This is a genomic window from Paenibacillus sp. FSL H7-0357 (assembly GCF_000758525.1).
Taxonomy (GTDB): domain Bacteria; phylum Bacillota; class Bacilli; order Paenibacillales; family Paenibacillaceae; genus Paenibacillus_AQ.
On record NZ_CP009241.1, the window covers coordinates 1766364 to 1782511 of the forward strand.

Here is a 16148-nt window from a genome sequence, read left to right on the forward strand (position 1 = left end):
GTGTAAGAACAGGTTCATAGCTATGCAAGCATGATTCCCGGGATTACAGAAGAACAAATGAATGCGTAATAAAAGGCAGCGTGAAGGCCAGATATATCCGCTGTATGGTGCGTTGCTTCCTTATAACCAGCTGCTTGTATTTCCGGTCTCCACGTTTTCGGAACCGGAACAGGCTCACTTCCGGTGTGCTGTGGGGATTTATGCCGGATAAACTGTACCATAGTTAGAAGGTATTCGGCAGCCAGCAGTTGACGATCAAGGCCTTGATCCAAGGCCAGCCGGTATATGTCAGAGTAGATGCCTTCAATGAAACGGGGATTACCGAAGGAGTTGTGCAACAACCAGTTTGAGCGAACCGGATGACAGGAGGAAGCCTATGCACAGCATTATCAATCCTGTACTGCGCGGATTCAATCCTGATCCGTCTATTGTACGTGTAGAAGACAATTACTATATTGCCACCTCCACTTTTGAGTGGTTCCCGGGAGTACAGATTCATCATTCCAAGGACCTGATTCACTGGAGATTGCTAAATCGGCCATTGAGCCGGAAATCGCAACTGAGCATGCAGGGGAACGGAGATTCCGATGGTGTCTGGGCACCCTGTCTGACTTATGATAACGGCCTTTTCTATTTAATTTATACAGATGTTAAATCCCATAAAGGTGCCTTTAAGGACACGCACAACTACCTGGTGACAGCAGCAGATATAGAAGGTCCATGGTCGGAACCCGTATATCTGAACAGCAGCGGGTTCGATCCCTCTTTATTTCATGATGATGACGGCCGGAAATGGCTGCTCAACATGTTATGGGATTTCCGGAAGGGGAAGAACAAGTTCGGAGGCATTGTCATTCAGGAATATTCGCAGGAGGAGCAAAGAATGGTTGGTCCGGCCACAACAATCTTTGAAGGAACTGAAATAGGATTTACGGAGGGGCCGCATCTGTATAAACAGGGCGATTACTACTATCTGATTACTGCGGAAGGCGGAACCCGGTATCAGCATGCTGTTACTGTCGCGCGATCCACTTCTCTGCTTGGGCCGTACGAAATTGATCCGCTTAATCCGGTGCTGACCAGCAATAATAAATCCGGTTTGACACTGCAAAAAGCAGGGCACGCTTCTTTAGTTGAAACCCAAAATGGGGAATGGTACATGGCCCATTTATGTGCAAGGCCGGTGGACGGTCATCATTGTACGTTGGGCAGGGAAACAGCGCTGCAGAAATGTTACTGGGACGGGGAAGGCTGGCTTCGTCTGGAAGGGGGAGGTAACGCTCCTACTGCTGCAGTGCAGGCTCCAGACTTGCCGCTTCACCCGTTTATGCCGGAACCGGAGCGGGATGATTTCGACGCCCCCCTGTTGGGTCAGCAGTGGAACACCCTGCGGATTCCGCCGGAGCCGGACTGGCTCTCGCTCAGTGAGCGGCAAGGCTTCCTGCGGTTAAAGGGAATGGAATCTTTAAGCTCCTGCCATAGGCAGAGTCTGGTTGCCCGCCGGCAGCAAGCATTTTGTATGGAAGCAGAGACGGCAATCGAATTTGAGCCGCAGAGCTTTCAGCAAATGGCCGGCTTGATCCTGTATTACAACACTGAGGATTATGTGTACTTAAGGATTACCCATCTTGAGCAGCACGGCAGAGTGATCGGGATTATTCAATCGAAGCATGGAGTGTACGATGAACTGCTCGCGGCTGATCTGCAGTTGCCGGATTCCAGTCTGGTCCGTTTAAAGGCTGTTGTGAATCGGGATAGTCTGCAGTTCTACTATGCAATTGAAGCTGGCAACTGGTGTTCTATTGGCGGAGAGATCAATATTCTGCATCTTTCGGATGAAGCTACGGAGCCGTTGCGTTTTACCGGCACATTCGTAGGAGTGTGTGTGCAGGATTTGGGAGGCACCCGGCAGCATGCCGATTTTGATTATTTTATCTATAAGGAAAGAGAGTGATCAGATTGTCTATAATACAGTTTCCTGAAGATTTTTATTGGGGAGCAGCAACAGCAGCTTATCAGGTGGAGGGAGCCTGGAATGAGGGCGGACGAGGTCTGTCGATTTGGGATACTTACGCACATACTCCAGGGAATATCCGTAATGGTGACAACGGGGATGTCGCTTGTGACAGCTATCACCGTTATGAAGAAGATATTGCTTATATGAAGGAGCTCGGGCTGCGCACCTACCGGTTCTCCATATCTTGGTCCAGAGTTTTCCCCGATGGCACGGGAGAGCTTAACAAGGAAGGGCTGGATTACTATCACCGTCTGGTGGACAAGCTGCTTGAAAACGGAATTGAACCTTTCTGCACCTTATATCATTGGGATCTTCCTCAAGCTCTTCAGGATACAGGAGGATGGAAAAACCGTGACACCATTGATGCTTATGTCTGGTATGCCAGAGAGATGTTCAAGCAATTCCAGGGGAAAATCAAATATTGGACTACCTTCAATGAGCCTTGGTGTGTGTCTTTCAAAGCCTACTACATTGGAGACCTGGCGCCCGGAGAAAAAAATCTGCAGAGTGCGCTTGATGTTGCCCATCATCTGATGATCGCACATGGCAGAACCGTGAAGCTGTTCCGGAAGCTGGAGATTCCCGGGCAAATCGGCTATGCTCCGAATGTTAGCTGGCGTGAACCATTTAGTTCTACGCAGGAGGATATGGATGCATGCCGCCGGAGAATAGGCTGGATGGTGGAATGGTTTATGGACCCCCTTTTCAAGGGCGAGTATCCTGAGTTCATGGCCGCAGCCTTTGAGGCCGGGGGAGCGAAGGTGAAAATTCAGCCTGGGGATATGGAAGATATTAAGCAACCTATCGACTTTCTTGGAATCAACTATTATATGGGCTCACTGGGACGTTATCAGAAGGATAACGGCTTGTTTGAGCTTGAGGATATAGATGAAGGTTATGAAAGAACCGATTTTAACTGGCCGATTTACCCTGAAGGTCTTTACAAGGTACTCCTCCACATTACGGAGCGCTATGGTCCGATTTCAATCTATATCACGGAAAACGGGGCCTGTTATGATGGTGAGCCAATCCAGGGAAAAGTTGAGGATACCAAGCGTATTGCATATCTGAGCAAGCATTTAACTCAGTTAAACAGGGCAATGAAAGCCGGTGTCCCTGTGAAAGGGTATATGGCTTGGTCCTTACTGGATAATTTTGAATGGGCTGATGGCTACAGCAGGCGTTTCGGATTAATTCATGTAGATTTTAATTCGTTAATACGAACCCCAAAAGACAGCTTTTTCTGGTATAAAAAAGTGATAGCCAACGGGTGGCTGGAGGTGTGAAATTAGGACATATTGCAGGAATTCAAAAACACGCAGCCAAACTGCGTGTTTTTTTTGTCAGAATAGATTATTTGTAACTTTTTGAGTCAAATGTTCAATTCGCGGCATCATAAATGAGGAGTGTTGTTCACTTTAATATAATCCAGTGCTTTTAGCCTAACATATGTATCTTTTGTGCAATCAATTTAGTCATGGCATGTTTGTGAGGAACGCCTGATGAATTGCAGGCGAAAACAATTTCCGGACTATCCTTAATCAGCCAGTCGTGATAATGTGTGAGCAGTTCTCCAGAGTACCACTTAAAAGAACTTGGTTCTTTTTCAGGCGGCGGAGCAATAAATGGCTTATGTACAAATACATTAAAGACATGTAAGCCGTTCTCATTGGTAAACTGCTTATAATTATCAAAGATTTCTTTACGGAATTCCGGCTTTATGTAGTTTAGAACACCGCTTGAATAGATTATGTCAAAATGTGTATCCAAACGGTGGTCACAAATATCTGCCTTAAATACATTAACATGAACACCGGTTTTTTCAGAAAGTCTCTTCGTTTTCTCAATACCTGCGTCCGAAACATCAAATGCGCTAACATCATATCCATTACGGGCAAAGAACACGGCGTCTTTTCCCTCGCCACAGCCAATATCCAGTAATCTCAAATGTTTGGTAGGAGGCATAAGTTGCAGCACTTGATAACAAACTTTATTCGGTTCCGTCCCCCAGTAATATTCCTGAGTTTTATATGCTTCCTCATAAATAGTAATTGGCCGGTTCTGCGGCACATACCCAAGAAGCTTATCGATGCTTACTTCCAAGGTTCTTGATAACTGAGGCAGCAGCGAAATATCAGGCATTGTCAGAGCGTTCTCCCATTTGGATACTGCTTGAAAAGAAATCCCAAGTACTTGTGCAAGTTCTTCTTGGGTAAATCCCTTCTCTTTGCGGTATGTACTTATATTTCTTGCTAGTTTTTCCCTCATAATTATACCTCACGCTCCTTTACGTAACCCAATTTTATTGGAATTACCTGGGATGTACAATAACTTCATATTTGATTTTTAATAATATTCAACCACCAGTTGAATCAAGAAATACATAATCAAGCGTATCGATAGAACGTTTAGAAAGCGACTTGTCTGCGGATGAGTTGCTTCTGACAGAAACACGCATCATCTGGTTGGTGAAAGTTCAAAATAGTCGCCGTCAATCCCGGAGAAATAGACCATCCGCTGAAAGCGGCAGCTAGGTTTCACTACAGACGGCCCGGATCTATTTCTGATTGGATTTCCTGTAGACTGCCGGAGTAACGCCATATCTTTTTTTGAAAGCAATATAGAAGGTATTTAATGAAGAAAAGCCATATTTCAGTACGATCGGCTCAATCGGCGCTTCGCTGGATATCAGTTCCTCGCAGATGATGCTTAAACGCTTCTCGGAAATCGTTTCCGTAATGGAGCGGTTCGTCTCGTTCTTGTACAAATTTCTAATATAATTTACCGACAGGCCAAGCTCATCGGAGAGCATCTTAACGGACAAATTAGCATCGGTCAGATGTGCTTCGATGAGCTGTTCAACCTGCCCGACCAGACCGGCATTTCTTGAGACACTGCGGACGGCTGCGATCTCATCCAGAAATTTGGCGGATACTCCTGCCATCCACTCCACAACGGCTTCAAGCGTTTCGAGCTTAATAATCTGATTCTCTACCGAGGTCAGACTCCAGGAGCTGGGCAGCACGGGTTGATGGGTGATCTCCTGCATCGAGCGGCGGATTTCCATGAATAAAGTGATTAATGACATTTTGCATTCGAAGTATGGCCGTTCTCTAAGCGAAGAAATAGCCATATACAGGCTGTCAAGGAAGGCGGAAGCATCCGCTCTATGGATGGCCTGTACCATTTGCCTTTCCAGCTCCAGCGGCATATGATACAGCTCGGCAGGACTTGCATCTGCATACTCCTCTATTACAAATGCTCCTTGCCCTAAACGGAAACGCTCCTGGGTCGTCTCATAGGCCTCCATATAACCCTCATGAAGTTCGTTCAACCCCTCCAAATGTTTGCCGCAGGCTACTGTGGTTCCGATGGATAGAAATTGTGCTACCAGCCGCTGCGCCTGCTGAAGCTTCCCGGCATACATAACCGCAGATTGCCCCCTGCCAACCGGGAGAATCACTGCAACATGATCTTTGCCCATATCAACGGTAAGAATCCCTTTTATAACGTCTGTCTGCAGGGATTCCTGGATAATATTAGCCATGGCGAAGCGCAACAGCCGCTGGTCTTTCTCTGAATACCGCACTGTAAAGGAAGCAAACTGGTCTATCCGGAAGATAGCTACAGATACTCCCTCCTCAGACAGTTCAATGCCAAGCTCGCTGCAATTGTTGCGGATTTCCGCAATGGATAAGGTAAGCCCTCCCAATAATTCACGTATAAACCGCTCCCGGGCCAGAAACTTGTTCTTCCGCCCATGCTCGGTCAGCTCATGGATCCGCTCATTCTGGGAGACAAATACCTGGGATAAATACACCAGCTCATTGGCTTCGTTCTGCCCGTCCAGCTGCTCCGCATGATGCTGCTCCATAACATTGTGAACAAGCTCCTGGATTGGCGAATACACCCGTTTCGACAATAGAATGATCACCCACAGGGAAGCGGCAAACAGTCCTGCAAACAGTAACAGTGTCAAATTCCGCAGCCATGTGATTTTGCTTAAGATTATCGATTTGGGAATCGTCTCGATAAATCTCCAGTTTTGGATGCCATTGATGGAGGTATTGGCGTAGACCAGCATTTGCTCCGGGGATTTCTGCGGCTTAACGATCTTCCAGCCGTTCGTCTCCTTTTCCACGGCCTGGCTGAACTCTTGTATCTGTTCTGCGTCCAGCTTCACGGTGCTGAAGACAAGCTCTTTTTTGTCATTGAGCACAAAGACACTGGTCTCCAGAACATTGCTGTTTTTCTGCAGCAGCGTCATGATATTGTCAGCATCGACGTTCAGTACGAAAGCGGAAATAGATTTGCCGGTCTCATAGGGGACGATAGCCGTAATCACTTTCTTCTCCTTGCCGGATTCCAGCGGCAGCAGAAGGGTGCGGGGAATAAGAAAGGCTCCGTCAGTCAGTTTCCGGGTCCGCAGCCGCTGTAATACCTCCTGGTCATAGAAGCTGTCAAATTCATTCACGCCCAGCCGGGAATCGATAATTTGCTGCGTATAATCATTAATCAGATAGACCGAATCGATGGATGGATTTCCCTTCTTGATGTTCATCAGCCGGCTCCAAACCGCATAGGTGTCCAGGTCGCTGTGCTGCTCTGAGAGCGCATAAGACTCGATCTGGACATCGGAGCTCGAGGAATAAGCGTAATTGATAGACCATTCCATGAGCTGCGCTGTATTCTTGGCTCCATTGACTAACAGAGACTCGGAGTGGTCGCCGATTTCTTTGAGCAGGGTCTTTGAGGATAGAGAATAGAGGGCAATGAATGAAACCGCCAGTACGATAATATTGGCGCTGACAAAATAAATGATGATTTTGATAAAAGTGGAGCGTTGCTTCAAAAAATTCAACCGGGATAGTTTTAATCTAGGCATGTTGTACCCCCGTCTGTATCTCTGTGGATTGATAAGGCAGATTTATTGTATCATATCGCTGCTTTTGATAAAGACAATCGATGGTTCCTGAAACTGTGATGCTTTTGGGAAGTCCGCTGATTCATGCATACAGTAGACATCGTTAATTCCCGCAATGGTCTGGAATATCAAAGCCTGGTATGTTTTTCCCAGACAAAGCTTGTAACGAATTATTCACGAGGGGGTACACAGAAATGCCAAATGTCCGGAAACGCGGGGCAGGCTACAAACTGCAGCAAATTGCACGTAATCCTTTTTTATACGGGATGGCGGTGCCAGGATTGCTCTTCTTTCTTATCTTCAGTTATTTTCCGATTTACGGAATCCTTATTGCGTTTAAGAATTATGACTTTTCCAAAGGGATTACCGGAAGTGAGTGGGTAGGCTTCCGCAACTTCAATTATTTCTTTACATCGGACGACTTCTGGATCATCCTGCGCAATACCCTGCTGCTGAATGTGCTGTTCATTGTTTTTACAACACTTGCAGCGGTTCTTATTGCTCTGATGTTCAATGAGATCCGCAATAAGTATTTCAAACGGATTTCGCAGTCGCTGATTTTTCTTCCTTACTTCATGTCATGGATTGTGATCGGCATGCTGGTTCAATCCTTCCTGGGAGGTGAATCTCCGCCTGTCAATGCGTGGATTCAGAATTTGGGCTTTGAGCCGGTCAATTGGATGTTTGAATCTGCCTTATGGCCATGGATCCTTACGATTATCCGTGTGTGGCAGGGAGCCGGCTACTTATCAATTATCTTTTTGGCGGCCATTACGGGTATTTCCGAGGATTTATATGAAGCAGCACGGATAGACGGCGCCTCCAAAATGCAGATTATGCTGAGGATTACCTTACCTCTGCTTGTTCCGACCATTTCCATTATGACCCTTCTGTCGGTAGGCAGAATCTTCAACGGCGACTTTGCCATGATCTATGCGATTATCGGTGATAACTCTCTGCTGTACCCGACGACGGATGTGATTGATACCTTCGTATTCCGTTCCATGCGGCAGCTTCATGATTTCGGGATGTCCTCCGCGGTGGGTTTATTCCAGTCGGTGATGGGTCTTATCTTCGTGATTATCGCCAATGCGGTTACGCGCAAAATGTCCAAAGAATCCGCTTTGTTCTAGGAGGGAAAACACTTGAAACAGACGTTGTCTGACCGTTTATTTAGCATTTTTGCCTATGCTGTCCTCATCTTGTTCACGCTATTCTGCATTCTTCCATTTCTGCTGATGGTCATCGGTTCGTTCACAGAGGAGAGTGAGCTGATTGTGAACGGCTATACGCTTTTCCCCAAAGCGTTCTCGATTGACGCATACAAGGCGCTCCTGCACTCGGACGCTTTATACAATGGATATGGCATAACCATAATCATTACAGTTGCGGGTACGATCACTGCACTCTGCATTTCGGCCATGCTGGCCTATTCACTGGCCAATAAGCGCAATGTACTGCAAACTCCATTTTTACTTTTCTGCTATCTGCCCATGCTGTTCTCGGGAGGAATCATTCCCTTCTATATCGTGGTCAGCCAATGGCTGCATCTGCAAAATACAATCTGGGCGCTGATTCTTCCGCTGCTCTGCCAGCCTTTCCTTGTATTTCTTCTAGTAAGCTTCTTCAGAACGGTTCCGGAGGAGCTGGAGGAAGCGGCACGTATAGACGGCGCCAATGAAATGAGAGTGTTCTTTCAGATTATACTTCCGATCTCCAAGCCGATTCTGGCCTCAGTGGGACTGTTCTACGCGCTTTATTATTGGAATGACTGGTACATGGGACTGATGTTTATCGATAACGAAAAGCTGTTCCCGCTGCAGCTGATACTGCGCCGGATGGTCTCTAATATGGAAGCGGCCAAAAATCTGATTCCGGCTTCCGCTGCAATCTCTACCGTGGCGCCGACTTACGGGGTCCGCATGGCAACGACAGTGCTGACTATCGGTCCGATTATCCTGCTCTATCCCATGCTGCAGAAATATTTTGTCAAAGGGCTGACGGTAGGGGCAGTCAAAGGGTAAGCCAGTTTCTGGCATCAACCGGATTTCCGGTTATTGCATATAAGCATTATGAATTGGGGAGGGTTATTAAAATGAGATCAAAGAAAATGCTCAGCATCACAATAGCTGCGGTACTGTCACTATCCATGCTTGTATCCGGCTGCGGGGGAAACGGAAACAATAATACCGGAGCAAACACTCCGAATAACGGAGAGGGCAAGGGTCAGAGCAATTCAGCGGACAGCCCGAAGGAGACAGTGGAATTAAAAGCATATTTCCCGGGTGATAAGCCTTCTGGCTTCGAGGATGTGCTCAAGGCAGTCAATGAAAAGCTGAAAGCGGACAACGTAGGCGCTTCGTTAAATATCAATTTTCTCCCTTGGTCCGATTATGGTAATTCGGTCTCGGTTAAAATGTCGGCAGGCGAGGAATTTGACATGTATCTGGATGCGCCGTGGTTATCGATGTCACAGATGATTGCCAGCGGCTCGATTATTCCGCTGGATGATATGGTAGCTTCGCGTAAGGAATTGAAGGAGTCCATTCCCGATCAAATGTGGGATGCCAACAAATTTGGCGGGAAGATCATGGGTATTCCACTCGGGACTGTGCAGGGAACCTTGTACGGCTTCGTTATCCGCAAGGATCTGCGTGAGAAATACGGGATGCCCGAGCTGAAGACAGTAGCTGATGTGGAGAAATTCCTGTATACCGTCAAAGAAAAGGAAACTACGATTAAGCCGTTTGTAATCGACGGCCGCAAAGCAGACAAGCTTCCGGCATTATTTAATGACACCTTAAATACTGGGAAAGTAAGCTATATTGAGACCTTAGTGCCTATGTTCTATTATTCACTTGAAAATAAGAAGGTTGTAGGAGCGTGGGATGCCAAGACGCTGGACCAATCCTTTGAACGGGCGACTAAGTATTATGAGGATGGCATCCTATCCAAGAATATTGCCCAGGAGCAGAATGCCCAGACCTTATTCAACCAGGGTAAATATGCGGCAACCTATTATGCGGCTGATGGCGTAGAAGGTCTGAAGTATCTGGACGCGCTCAAGATTGATGGAGCCGAGCTTGAAGTGGTGGTTCCCCACGACGAGACCTCCAAGCCGTATTCCAATTACCAGCAGTGGAACTTCCTCACGATCCCCAAAGCTTCGAAGCATGCCGAGCTGGTCATGGATGTAGCCAATTGGCTGTCGGTTAAAGAAAATCACGATCTGCTGGAGTATGGTGTTGAAGGAAAAGACTGGGAATCCGTGGGCGATTCAAGTTACAAGCAGCTTTCTGCGTATGTATTCCCCGGGTTTGTGCTCACCTGGCGTCCAACACTGGAGCGTACTCCGGACAACATGCTGGCCGGTGACAAGGAATGGGTTGAAAAGGCCGGCGCAGCTGATTTCTTCAACTTAAGCCCCATCACCGGATTCAGCTTTGACGCCGAACAGGTGAAGACCGAATATGCCAAGACCACGCCATTCTTCGATTCTGTGTTCCTGCCGCTGTCCCAAGGTGTACTGCCGGCAGATAAAGGCAAAGAAATGCTGAAGGACAAGATTCTCGGTGTCGGTGGTCAAAAGGTAATTGACGAGATTCAGAAGCAGATCGATGCGGTAGTAGCCAAATAGAGCAGAAAGAGGAGATATGAATGACAGTAATACGTTCAGAACATAATCCTATCGTCAGGACGACCGATGTGAAGCCTTCACGGCCGGACTTCAAAGTGCTTGGAGCCTTCAATGCTGGAGTTGCTGTTTATGGAGAAGAAACCATTCTGCTGCTCCGTGTGGCCGAAGCACCGGTCAGCAGCGCCGAAGGAGAGGTGCCGGTCCCGAAGCTGAATGATGTTACAGGAGAGATTACGGTAGAACGTTTGTCATCAAACGATGAACGGTATGATCTTAGTGATACCCGCTTTGTTGCGGAGAAGGGTCAAATGGTGATGCTGACCTCCATGTCCCATCTTCGCGTGGCACGCAGCAAGGATGGCATCCATTTCACCGTGGAGGATCAGCCGGCGATCTTCCCGCAGACGGCGCTTGAAGCCTGGGGAGTGGAAGACCCGCGCATCACGCAGATCGGAGATAAGTATTACATCACATACAGTGCGGCTTCTTCCCGCGGGGTAGGCGTAGGCTTGGCTGAGACATACGACTTTGTAACCTACAAGCGCCACGGAATAATCCTGGCTCCGGAGAACAAGGACGTGATGCTGTTTCCTGAGAGGATTGGCGGCAAATACTATGCCTTAACCCGTCCGGTACCGCATTCCTTCGGTGCGCCGGAAATGTGGATCGCAGAATCGCCGGACCTGCTGCATTGGGGCAATCACCGTTTCCTGATGGGACTCCGCAAGGCGTCCTGGGACGGTGGCAGAATGGGCGGCGGAGCCGTACCGCTCAGGACTGAGCGGGGCTGGCTGACACTGTACCACGGTGCCGATACCAAACACCGGTATTGTATGGGAGCCGTACTGCTGGATCTCGAAGATCCGGGCAAAGTCCTGGCACGTTCGACCCGGCCGTTCATGGAGCCGGAGGCGGATTATGAAGTGAACGGTTTCTTCGGCGGCGTGGTCTTCTCATGCGGCGCCCTGTTAATCGGGGATACCGTCCGGATGTATTATGGGGCTGCTGACGAAGTCATGGCAGTTGCCGATATTCCGCTGAATGATATTTTTGATACATTATCTTATGAGGAAATTAATTAGTCTACCTGCATATTGTATTTACCGTAATTTTTCAGCAAAGGGAGCGCCATAATCGGTCGTAATTCATCACTATGCTCACCTCTTTATACAAAAATTCTATATACGAAAAGAAAGCAGATAATCAAAGCATAGATTATCTGCTTTCTCAGGCTGTCGAGAAAGTCTCGGCAGCCTTTTTTAGTGCGCATGGCATGGGCATCATCTCTAGGCTGAAACTCCTGAACTGGGGGTGGCGTTCCTATCTGCGGAGGTCTGATAAGATAAGTAAAAAAAACTTGTAACCGTAGCCGAGAGGCAACACTGTGCTGGCAGGAGTCCGCAGAGCAATAGTACTTAAGCTATTGCAACAGCAGCTTACTGAATGGTTGAACCGAAAGAAAAGAGCTAATGGATAGCGCGTCGTATGAAGAGCAAAGACAGCTGAATATCTCGCAAGAGAGCTGACAACAAAGAGAAGCGATGAAATCGTCAGGGGATATAGACCTGCACCAGTCAAGCGGGTGGAACTCCCCAAACCCGGAGGCGGTGCAAGGCTGCTAGGGAGCCCGACGGTTTGGTCTGGATACAGGCGGTGAAGAGCGGACGCAGCGGGAGATCGCCAAGGACCTGGGTATCTCATGCAGCTATGTTTCAAGAATAGAAAAATGGCGTCACAATAGAACATTTGAAAAAGCAACTAAATGGTCAATGTGAACTATGAGTTGACAAATACTACCTGAATGCCTTACTCTTAAAAACGACGCATGCGTCATTTTTATTGAAAGGGGTGTGACAACAGGAATGCCGAAGGTTCCGGAAGGTTATGAGCAGCGCAAACGCGAGTCAATTCTGGATGCTGCTGAGGTACTGTGTGAGAGCAAGCCTGCTTACGAGATAACAATGAGAGATATCATCCGGCAAACCAAGCTTAGTCCAGGCAGCGTGTACCGCCATTTCTCAGATATTGATGATGTGTTGATCAGTTTGATGAACCGGATCGACGGGAAGTTCAAGATTTGGGAACAGATTGAACCGGTCTTTTCCAGAGATGAAAGTGTGCCCAAGGTCCTCTTCGCGGTATTTGCCCAATTGGGAGCGTATTTGCGTGATTCTTTAGCAGGTGGCGGGAAAATCTCATTCGAGCTGAACACCAAGATGGTAACTGATCTGGAGTTTTTCCGGAAAATACAGGAGAGGTCTACAGAAGTTAACGACTACGCCTTGCTCATGCAGCGTTCGATGGAATATTTGGCTCAGAAGGTGGACGATGCTACGCTGAAGCCGCTGATTCCACTGGAGGATGTCTTTTCGTTTGCGGTAGTGTCCATGGATGGTATCGTGCGGGATTTGATCCTCACCCGTTGCTACAAGCTGCCCGCCGAAGCACCGGGATTATCACTGGACGAAATGAAGCTGACAAACACCTTGGCCCGCAGCCTGCTGTTGATGCTGGGAGTCGATCCGAAGGAATTAAATATGAATGAAGGAGTCTTGACATGACAACGTTAATCAGTCTAACAAATGTGGTCCGCAGCTATCAGGTGGGGGCAATGACGGTCAATGCGGTGGATGGCCTGGATTTTACGATTGAGGTAGGGGAGTTCGTGGTTATCCTGGGGCCCTCCGGCTCCGGCAAAAGCACGCTGCTCAATCTGCTCGGGGGTATGGATAAAGCCAGCTCGGGACAGATTGTCATTGATCAAAACAATATCGCTGATTACACTACTGCACAGCTCGGGGAATACCGCCGCAAAGATGTGGGATTTGTTTTCCAGTTCTATAATCTAATTCCCAATTTGACTGCCAGGGAGAATGTGGACGTAGCTAAGAAGCTAAGCGACAATTCCCTTAATGCGGCGGCCATTCTGAAGGCGGTTGGCCTCGAGGAGCGAATGGACCATTTTCCGGGAGAGTTGTCCGGCGGAGAACAGCAGCGGGTGTCGATTGCCAGAGCTATCTGCAAAAATCCGAAGCTGCTGCTCTGTGACGAGCCGACAGGTGCACTAGACAGTACAACCGGGGAGCTGATTCTCTCAACGCTCTGGGACATGAGCAAGGCTAACGGCCAGACGGTAATTGTGGTCACCCACAATGCGGCAATAGCCAAAGCTGCCAATAAGGTGATTCATTTGAAGGATGGTAAAGTGATGAAGGTGCAGATCAATGAAACACCGGTGCCGATGAGCGAGGTGGCCTGGTGATGATATTGCTCAAAAAAATGTTTCGGGACATCTGGTCTGAGAAAGCGCAGTTCCTAACCATCATCATCATTGTAGCCTGCGGGGTATTCGCTTACGCCGGTATAACTACAGTTGGCAGCCGCCTGCAGGAAAGTGTTTCAGATTTCTATTCCAAGACTCATCTTAACGACCTGTGGATTAACGGTGCGGAGATCAGTGAGGAAGATGTGGCTGCAATCTCCCAATTGGATGGAGTAGAAGAGGCCCAGGGGCGTACTGTCCATAAGGTTCATTCTGGCAACAGCCAGTTGGACCTATTCATATTGGGAGATAACAAGCTATCCCGTCCCTATCTGATGGAAGGTCAGGCCTTCAGCCCTGACCAAAACGGAATCTGGCTGGACCGGGAATATGCACTAGCTAACAGGCTTAAGGTTGGCGACAAGATAGAGCTGGACGGAGTCGGTTCACAGTCGGAGTCTGCGGAATTAGTGATTAATGGACTGGTGCTTAGTCCAGAAAAGGTAACTGACACATCGGCTGAAACACCGTCCATCCGGCACGACATGTACGGTTATGGATTTATCGGGCGAGCAAGTGCCGCTGCAGCTTTTGGAGAAGAGCCCATGAATCAGATTATTCTGACAGTCCTGCCTGAAGCGGAGCTGGAGGAAGTGAACGCACTGGTCGAACAGGTGTTGGGTGACAAGTACATATCGGTAGTGAATCAGGCGGGATATAACAGCACAATTAGTGTGGAGGAGCAAATCATTCAATTCAATACGATCGCCTATATCGCACCTCTGTTTTTTTTCCTGCTGGCCATACTGGTTGTGGTCAGTACGATGACCCGGCTGATCGCCAAGCAGAGAATACAGATTGGCACATTGATGTCACTGGGTTTTAGCAGCAGACAGATTCAGAATCACTATCTTTCCTATGGCCTGTGGATGGGGCTGGTTGGAGGGGGGGCAGGTCTAATTCTGGGGTGTTTCGGCCTTCCGGCGATCTTTATGCGAACCTTAACCCAATCGTTTATCCTGCCTGAATGGTCACAGAAGATTCCGCTACATACCGTATATGCCGTGATCGTGATCTGCTTGTGCTGCACGCTGGGCGTACTGCTCGCTGCCGGAAGCAAGCTTAAAGAACTGCCTGCCTTCGTGCTGAAGGGGCAGCCGAAGAAAAGACCGGCCAAAACGGTAATGGAGAACTTTAAAAACAGCTGGGAACGGATTTCGTTCGAGAACAAATGGATAATCCGCAACATGAACGCAAGTCGTATCCGTGGAATCATGGGTATTATCGGCTCTTTCGCTTGTACTTTTCTAATTCTGTTCGGCTTATCCAACATCAATACTTCCAACCGTTCAGTAGGACTCAGCTATGAGAACCAGTACCTCTATACTTATAAAGCGGAGCTTAACCGCGTAGTGGCTCCAAATACTGAGATGATCTCGGGCAATGACTACCAGTACATTCAGGAAGGGGAACTAGAACTTCGCAGCGGTGAGGTGCGCCGTAATCAGCCGGTCAAGATTGCTGATACGGGTGACTACATCAATCTCGACATGGACAACAGGGAACCGATGAAACTGCCTGCCAGCGGAATTGTGCTCTCTGAACGGACCGCCAAGGTTCTAGGCATCAACATAGGCGGAACGGTGGAGTGGCGTTTCGGGGGCGGAAAATGGAGCAGTGCTATCGTTGCAGATACTGTGGTTATTCCTACAGCCAATGAGATTTTTATCTCTAGAACGGCCTGGGAATCCATGGGTGAAACGTTCCAGCCAACCTCGATTCTGGCTGGTGCCGGTGCAGATCTTCAGCAGCTGAGAAATAGTCCAGCAATTACACAGGTGCTCGCCAAAGCAGATATGAAGGCAGCGACGTTCAAATTGAATGAAGGGGTATTCGGAACGGCGATTGTCCTGACCTTGTCGGCCATTCTGCTGGGAACCACAGTCATTTACAGTCTTGGTCTGATCAGCCTGACCGAAATGGGCAGGGAGTTCGCTACTTTGAAGGTGCTCGGCTTCCGGCATAAGGAAATCAAACGGCTGCTGTTCAGTGAGAATATGTTAATTACCGTTACTGGAATCATCCTTGCGCTGCCTTTGGGCACTTATGTCATCAAAGCTACGGTAAGGATGAGCAACAGCGAGAGAATGGAGCTTTTTCCTGAGATCAAGCCTTACAGCTATATGATTGCGATTGTAGTAACTTTGCTGTGCTCTTATCTAGTCAGTATGGTTATCAACAGTAAGATTGAAAAGATTGATATGGTCACCTCGCTGAAATCAGTGGAATAACTGTTACTCGTTATATC

Annotated in this window: 12 protein-coding genes and 1 pseudogene; 11 read left to right on the forward strand and 2 right to left on the reverse strand. The window is 48.1% G+C overall.

Annotated features, from left to right (window positions below; all coding sequences use genetic code 11):
• Window positions 1–61: 61 nt before the first annotated feature.
• The 3 genes from H70357_RS35760 (at window position 62) to H70357_RS07850 (ending at window position 3303) form a co-directional block, all read left to right on the forward strand.
• Window positions 62–211 (forward strand): hypothetical protein, encoded by a 150-nt coding sequence (locus H70357_RS35760; RefSeq protein WP_156130833.1) that lies wholly within the window; start codon window positions 62–64, stop codon window positions 209–211.
• Between the two features lie 165 nt (window positions 212–376).
• Window positions 377–1954 (forward strand): glycoside hydrolase family 43 protein, encoded by a 1578-nt coding sequence (locus tag H70357_RS07845; protein ID WP_038587615.1) that lies wholly within the window; start codon window positions 377–379, stop codon window positions 1952–1954.
• A 5-nt stretch (window positions 1955–1959) separates the two neighbouring features.
• Window positions 1960–3303: a GH1 family beta-glucosidase gene (locus H70357_RS07850; RefSeq protein WP_038587617.1), complete on the forward strand. Its 1344-nt coding sequence runs from the start codon at window positions 1960–1962 to the stop codon at window positions 3301–3303.
• Window positions 3304–3454: 151 nt separating this feature from the next.
• Here H70357_RS07850 and H70357_RS07855 read toward each other — a convergent pair whose 3' ends face one another.
• Window positions 3455–4285, reverse strand: coding sequence for a helix-turn-helix domain-containing protein (locus H70357_RS07855; protein WP_038587619.1), 831 nt, complete (start codon window positions 4283–4285; stop codon window positions 3455–3457).
• A 289-nt stretch (window positions 4286–4574) separates the two neighbouring features.
• The gene (locus tag H70357_RS07860) at window positions 4575–6902 is read right to left on the reverse strand and encodes an AraC family transcriptional regulator (protein ID WP_038587620.1); all 2328 of its coding nucleotides are present in this window, start codon (window positions 6900–6902) and stop codon (window positions 4575–4577) included.
• 233 nt (window positions 6903–7135) lie between these two features.
• Here H70357_RS07860 and H70357_RS07865 point away from each other — a divergent pair, with 233 nt between their 5' ends.
• The 8 genes and pseudogenes from H70357_RS07865 to H70357_RS07900 all read left to right on the forward strand — a co-directional run bounded on the left by H70357_RS07865 (window position 7136) and on the right by H70357_RS07900 (window position 16131).
• Window positions 7136–8074, forward strand: coding sequence for an ABC transporter permease (locus H70357_RS07865; RefSeq protein WP_038587622.1), 939 nt, complete (start codon window positions 7136–7138; stop codon window positions 8072–8074).
• A 12-nt stretch (window positions 8075–8086) separates the two neighbouring features.
• Complete coding sequence (locus tag H70357_RS07870) at window positions 8087–8965, forward strand: carbohydrate ABC transporter permease (protein WP_052091900.1); 879 nt, start codon at window positions 8087–8089, stop codon at window positions 8963–8965.
• 71 nt (window positions 8966–9036) lie between these two features.
• A complete protein-coding gene (locus H70357_RS07875; protein ID WP_038587624.1) occupies window positions 9037–10578 on the forward strand; it encodes an extracellular solute-binding protein in 1542 nt (513 codons plus the stop codon).
• Window positions 10579–10598: 20 nt separating this feature from the next.
• Entirely contained in the window at window positions 10599–11660 is a 1062-nt protein-coding gene (locus H70357_RS07880) for a glycoside hydrolase family 130 protein (protein WP_038587626.1), read from the forward strand.
• A 549-nt stretch (window positions 11661–12209) separates the two neighbouring features.
• Window positions 12210–12353: pseudogene (locus tag H70357_RS35040) on the forward strand (sigma factor-like helix-turn-helix DNA-binding protein); the annotation flags it as partial.
• Between the two features lie 87 nt (window positions 12354–12440).
• A complete protein-coding gene (locus tag H70357_RS07890) occupies window positions 12441–13139 on the forward strand; it encodes a TetR/AcrR family transcriptional regulator (RefSeq protein ID WP_038587631.1) in 699 nt (232 codons plus the stop codon).
• Window positions 13136–13840, forward strand: a complete 705-nt coding sequence (locus H70357_RS07895; protein WP_038587634.1) for an ABC transporter ATP-binding protein — start codon at window positions 13136–13138, stop codon at window positions 13838–13840. The genes H70357_RS07890 and H70357_RS07895 overlap by 4 nt, the downstream gene beginning before the upstream one ends.
• A complete protein-coding gene (locus tag H70357_RS07900; RefSeq protein WP_038587637.1) occupies window positions 13840–16131 on the forward strand; it encodes an ABC transporter permease in 2292 nt (763 codons plus the stop codon). Before H70357_RS07895 ends, H70357_RS07900 begins: the two co-directional genes overlap by 1 nt.
• Window positions 16132–16148 lie beyond the last annotated feature (17 nt).

Excerpts from the sequence above, each read along its gene's own strand:
- H70357_RS35760 (WP_156130833.1), top strand. The coding sequence starts at position 62 with ATGCGTAATAAAAGGCAGCGTGAAGGCCAGATATATCCGCTGTATGGT.
- H70357_RS07845 (WP_038587615.1), top strand. The coding sequence starts at position 377 with ATGCACAGCATTATCAATCCTGTACTGCGCGGATTCAATCCTGATCCG.
- H70357_RS07855 (WP_038587619.1), bottom strand. The coding sequence starts at position 4,285 with ATGAGGGAAAAACTAGCAAGAAATATAAGTACATACCGCAAAGAGAAG.
- H70357_RS07860 (WP_038587620.1), bottom strand. The coding sequence starts at position 6,902 with ATGCCTAGATTAAAACTATCCCGGTTGAATTTTTTGAAGCAACGCTCC.
- H70357_RS07865 (WP_038587622.1), top strand. The coding sequence starts at position 7,136 with ATGCCAAATGTCCGGAAACGCGGGGCAGGCTACAAACTGCAGCAAATT.
- H70357_RS07875 (WP_038587624.1), top strand. The coding sequence starts at position 9,037 with ATGAGATCAAAGAAAATGCTCAGCATCACAATAGCTGCGGTACTGTCA.
- H70357_RS07880 (WP_038587626.1), top strand. The coding sequence starts at position 10,599 with ATGACAGTAATACGTTCAGAACATAATCCTATCGTCAGGACGACCGAT.
- H70357_RS07890 (WP_038587631.1), top strand. The coding sequence starts at position 12,441 with ATGCCGAAGGTTCCGGAAGGTTATGAGCAGCGCAAACGCGAGTCAATT.
- H70357_RS07895 (WP_038587634.1), top strand. The coding sequence starts at position 13,136 with ATGACAACGTTAATCAGTCTAACAAATGTGGTCCGCAGCTATCAGGTG.
- H70357_RS07900 (WP_038587637.1), top strand. The coding sequence starts at position 13,840 with ATGATATTGCTCAAAAAAATGTTTCGGGACATCTGGTCTGAGAAAGCG.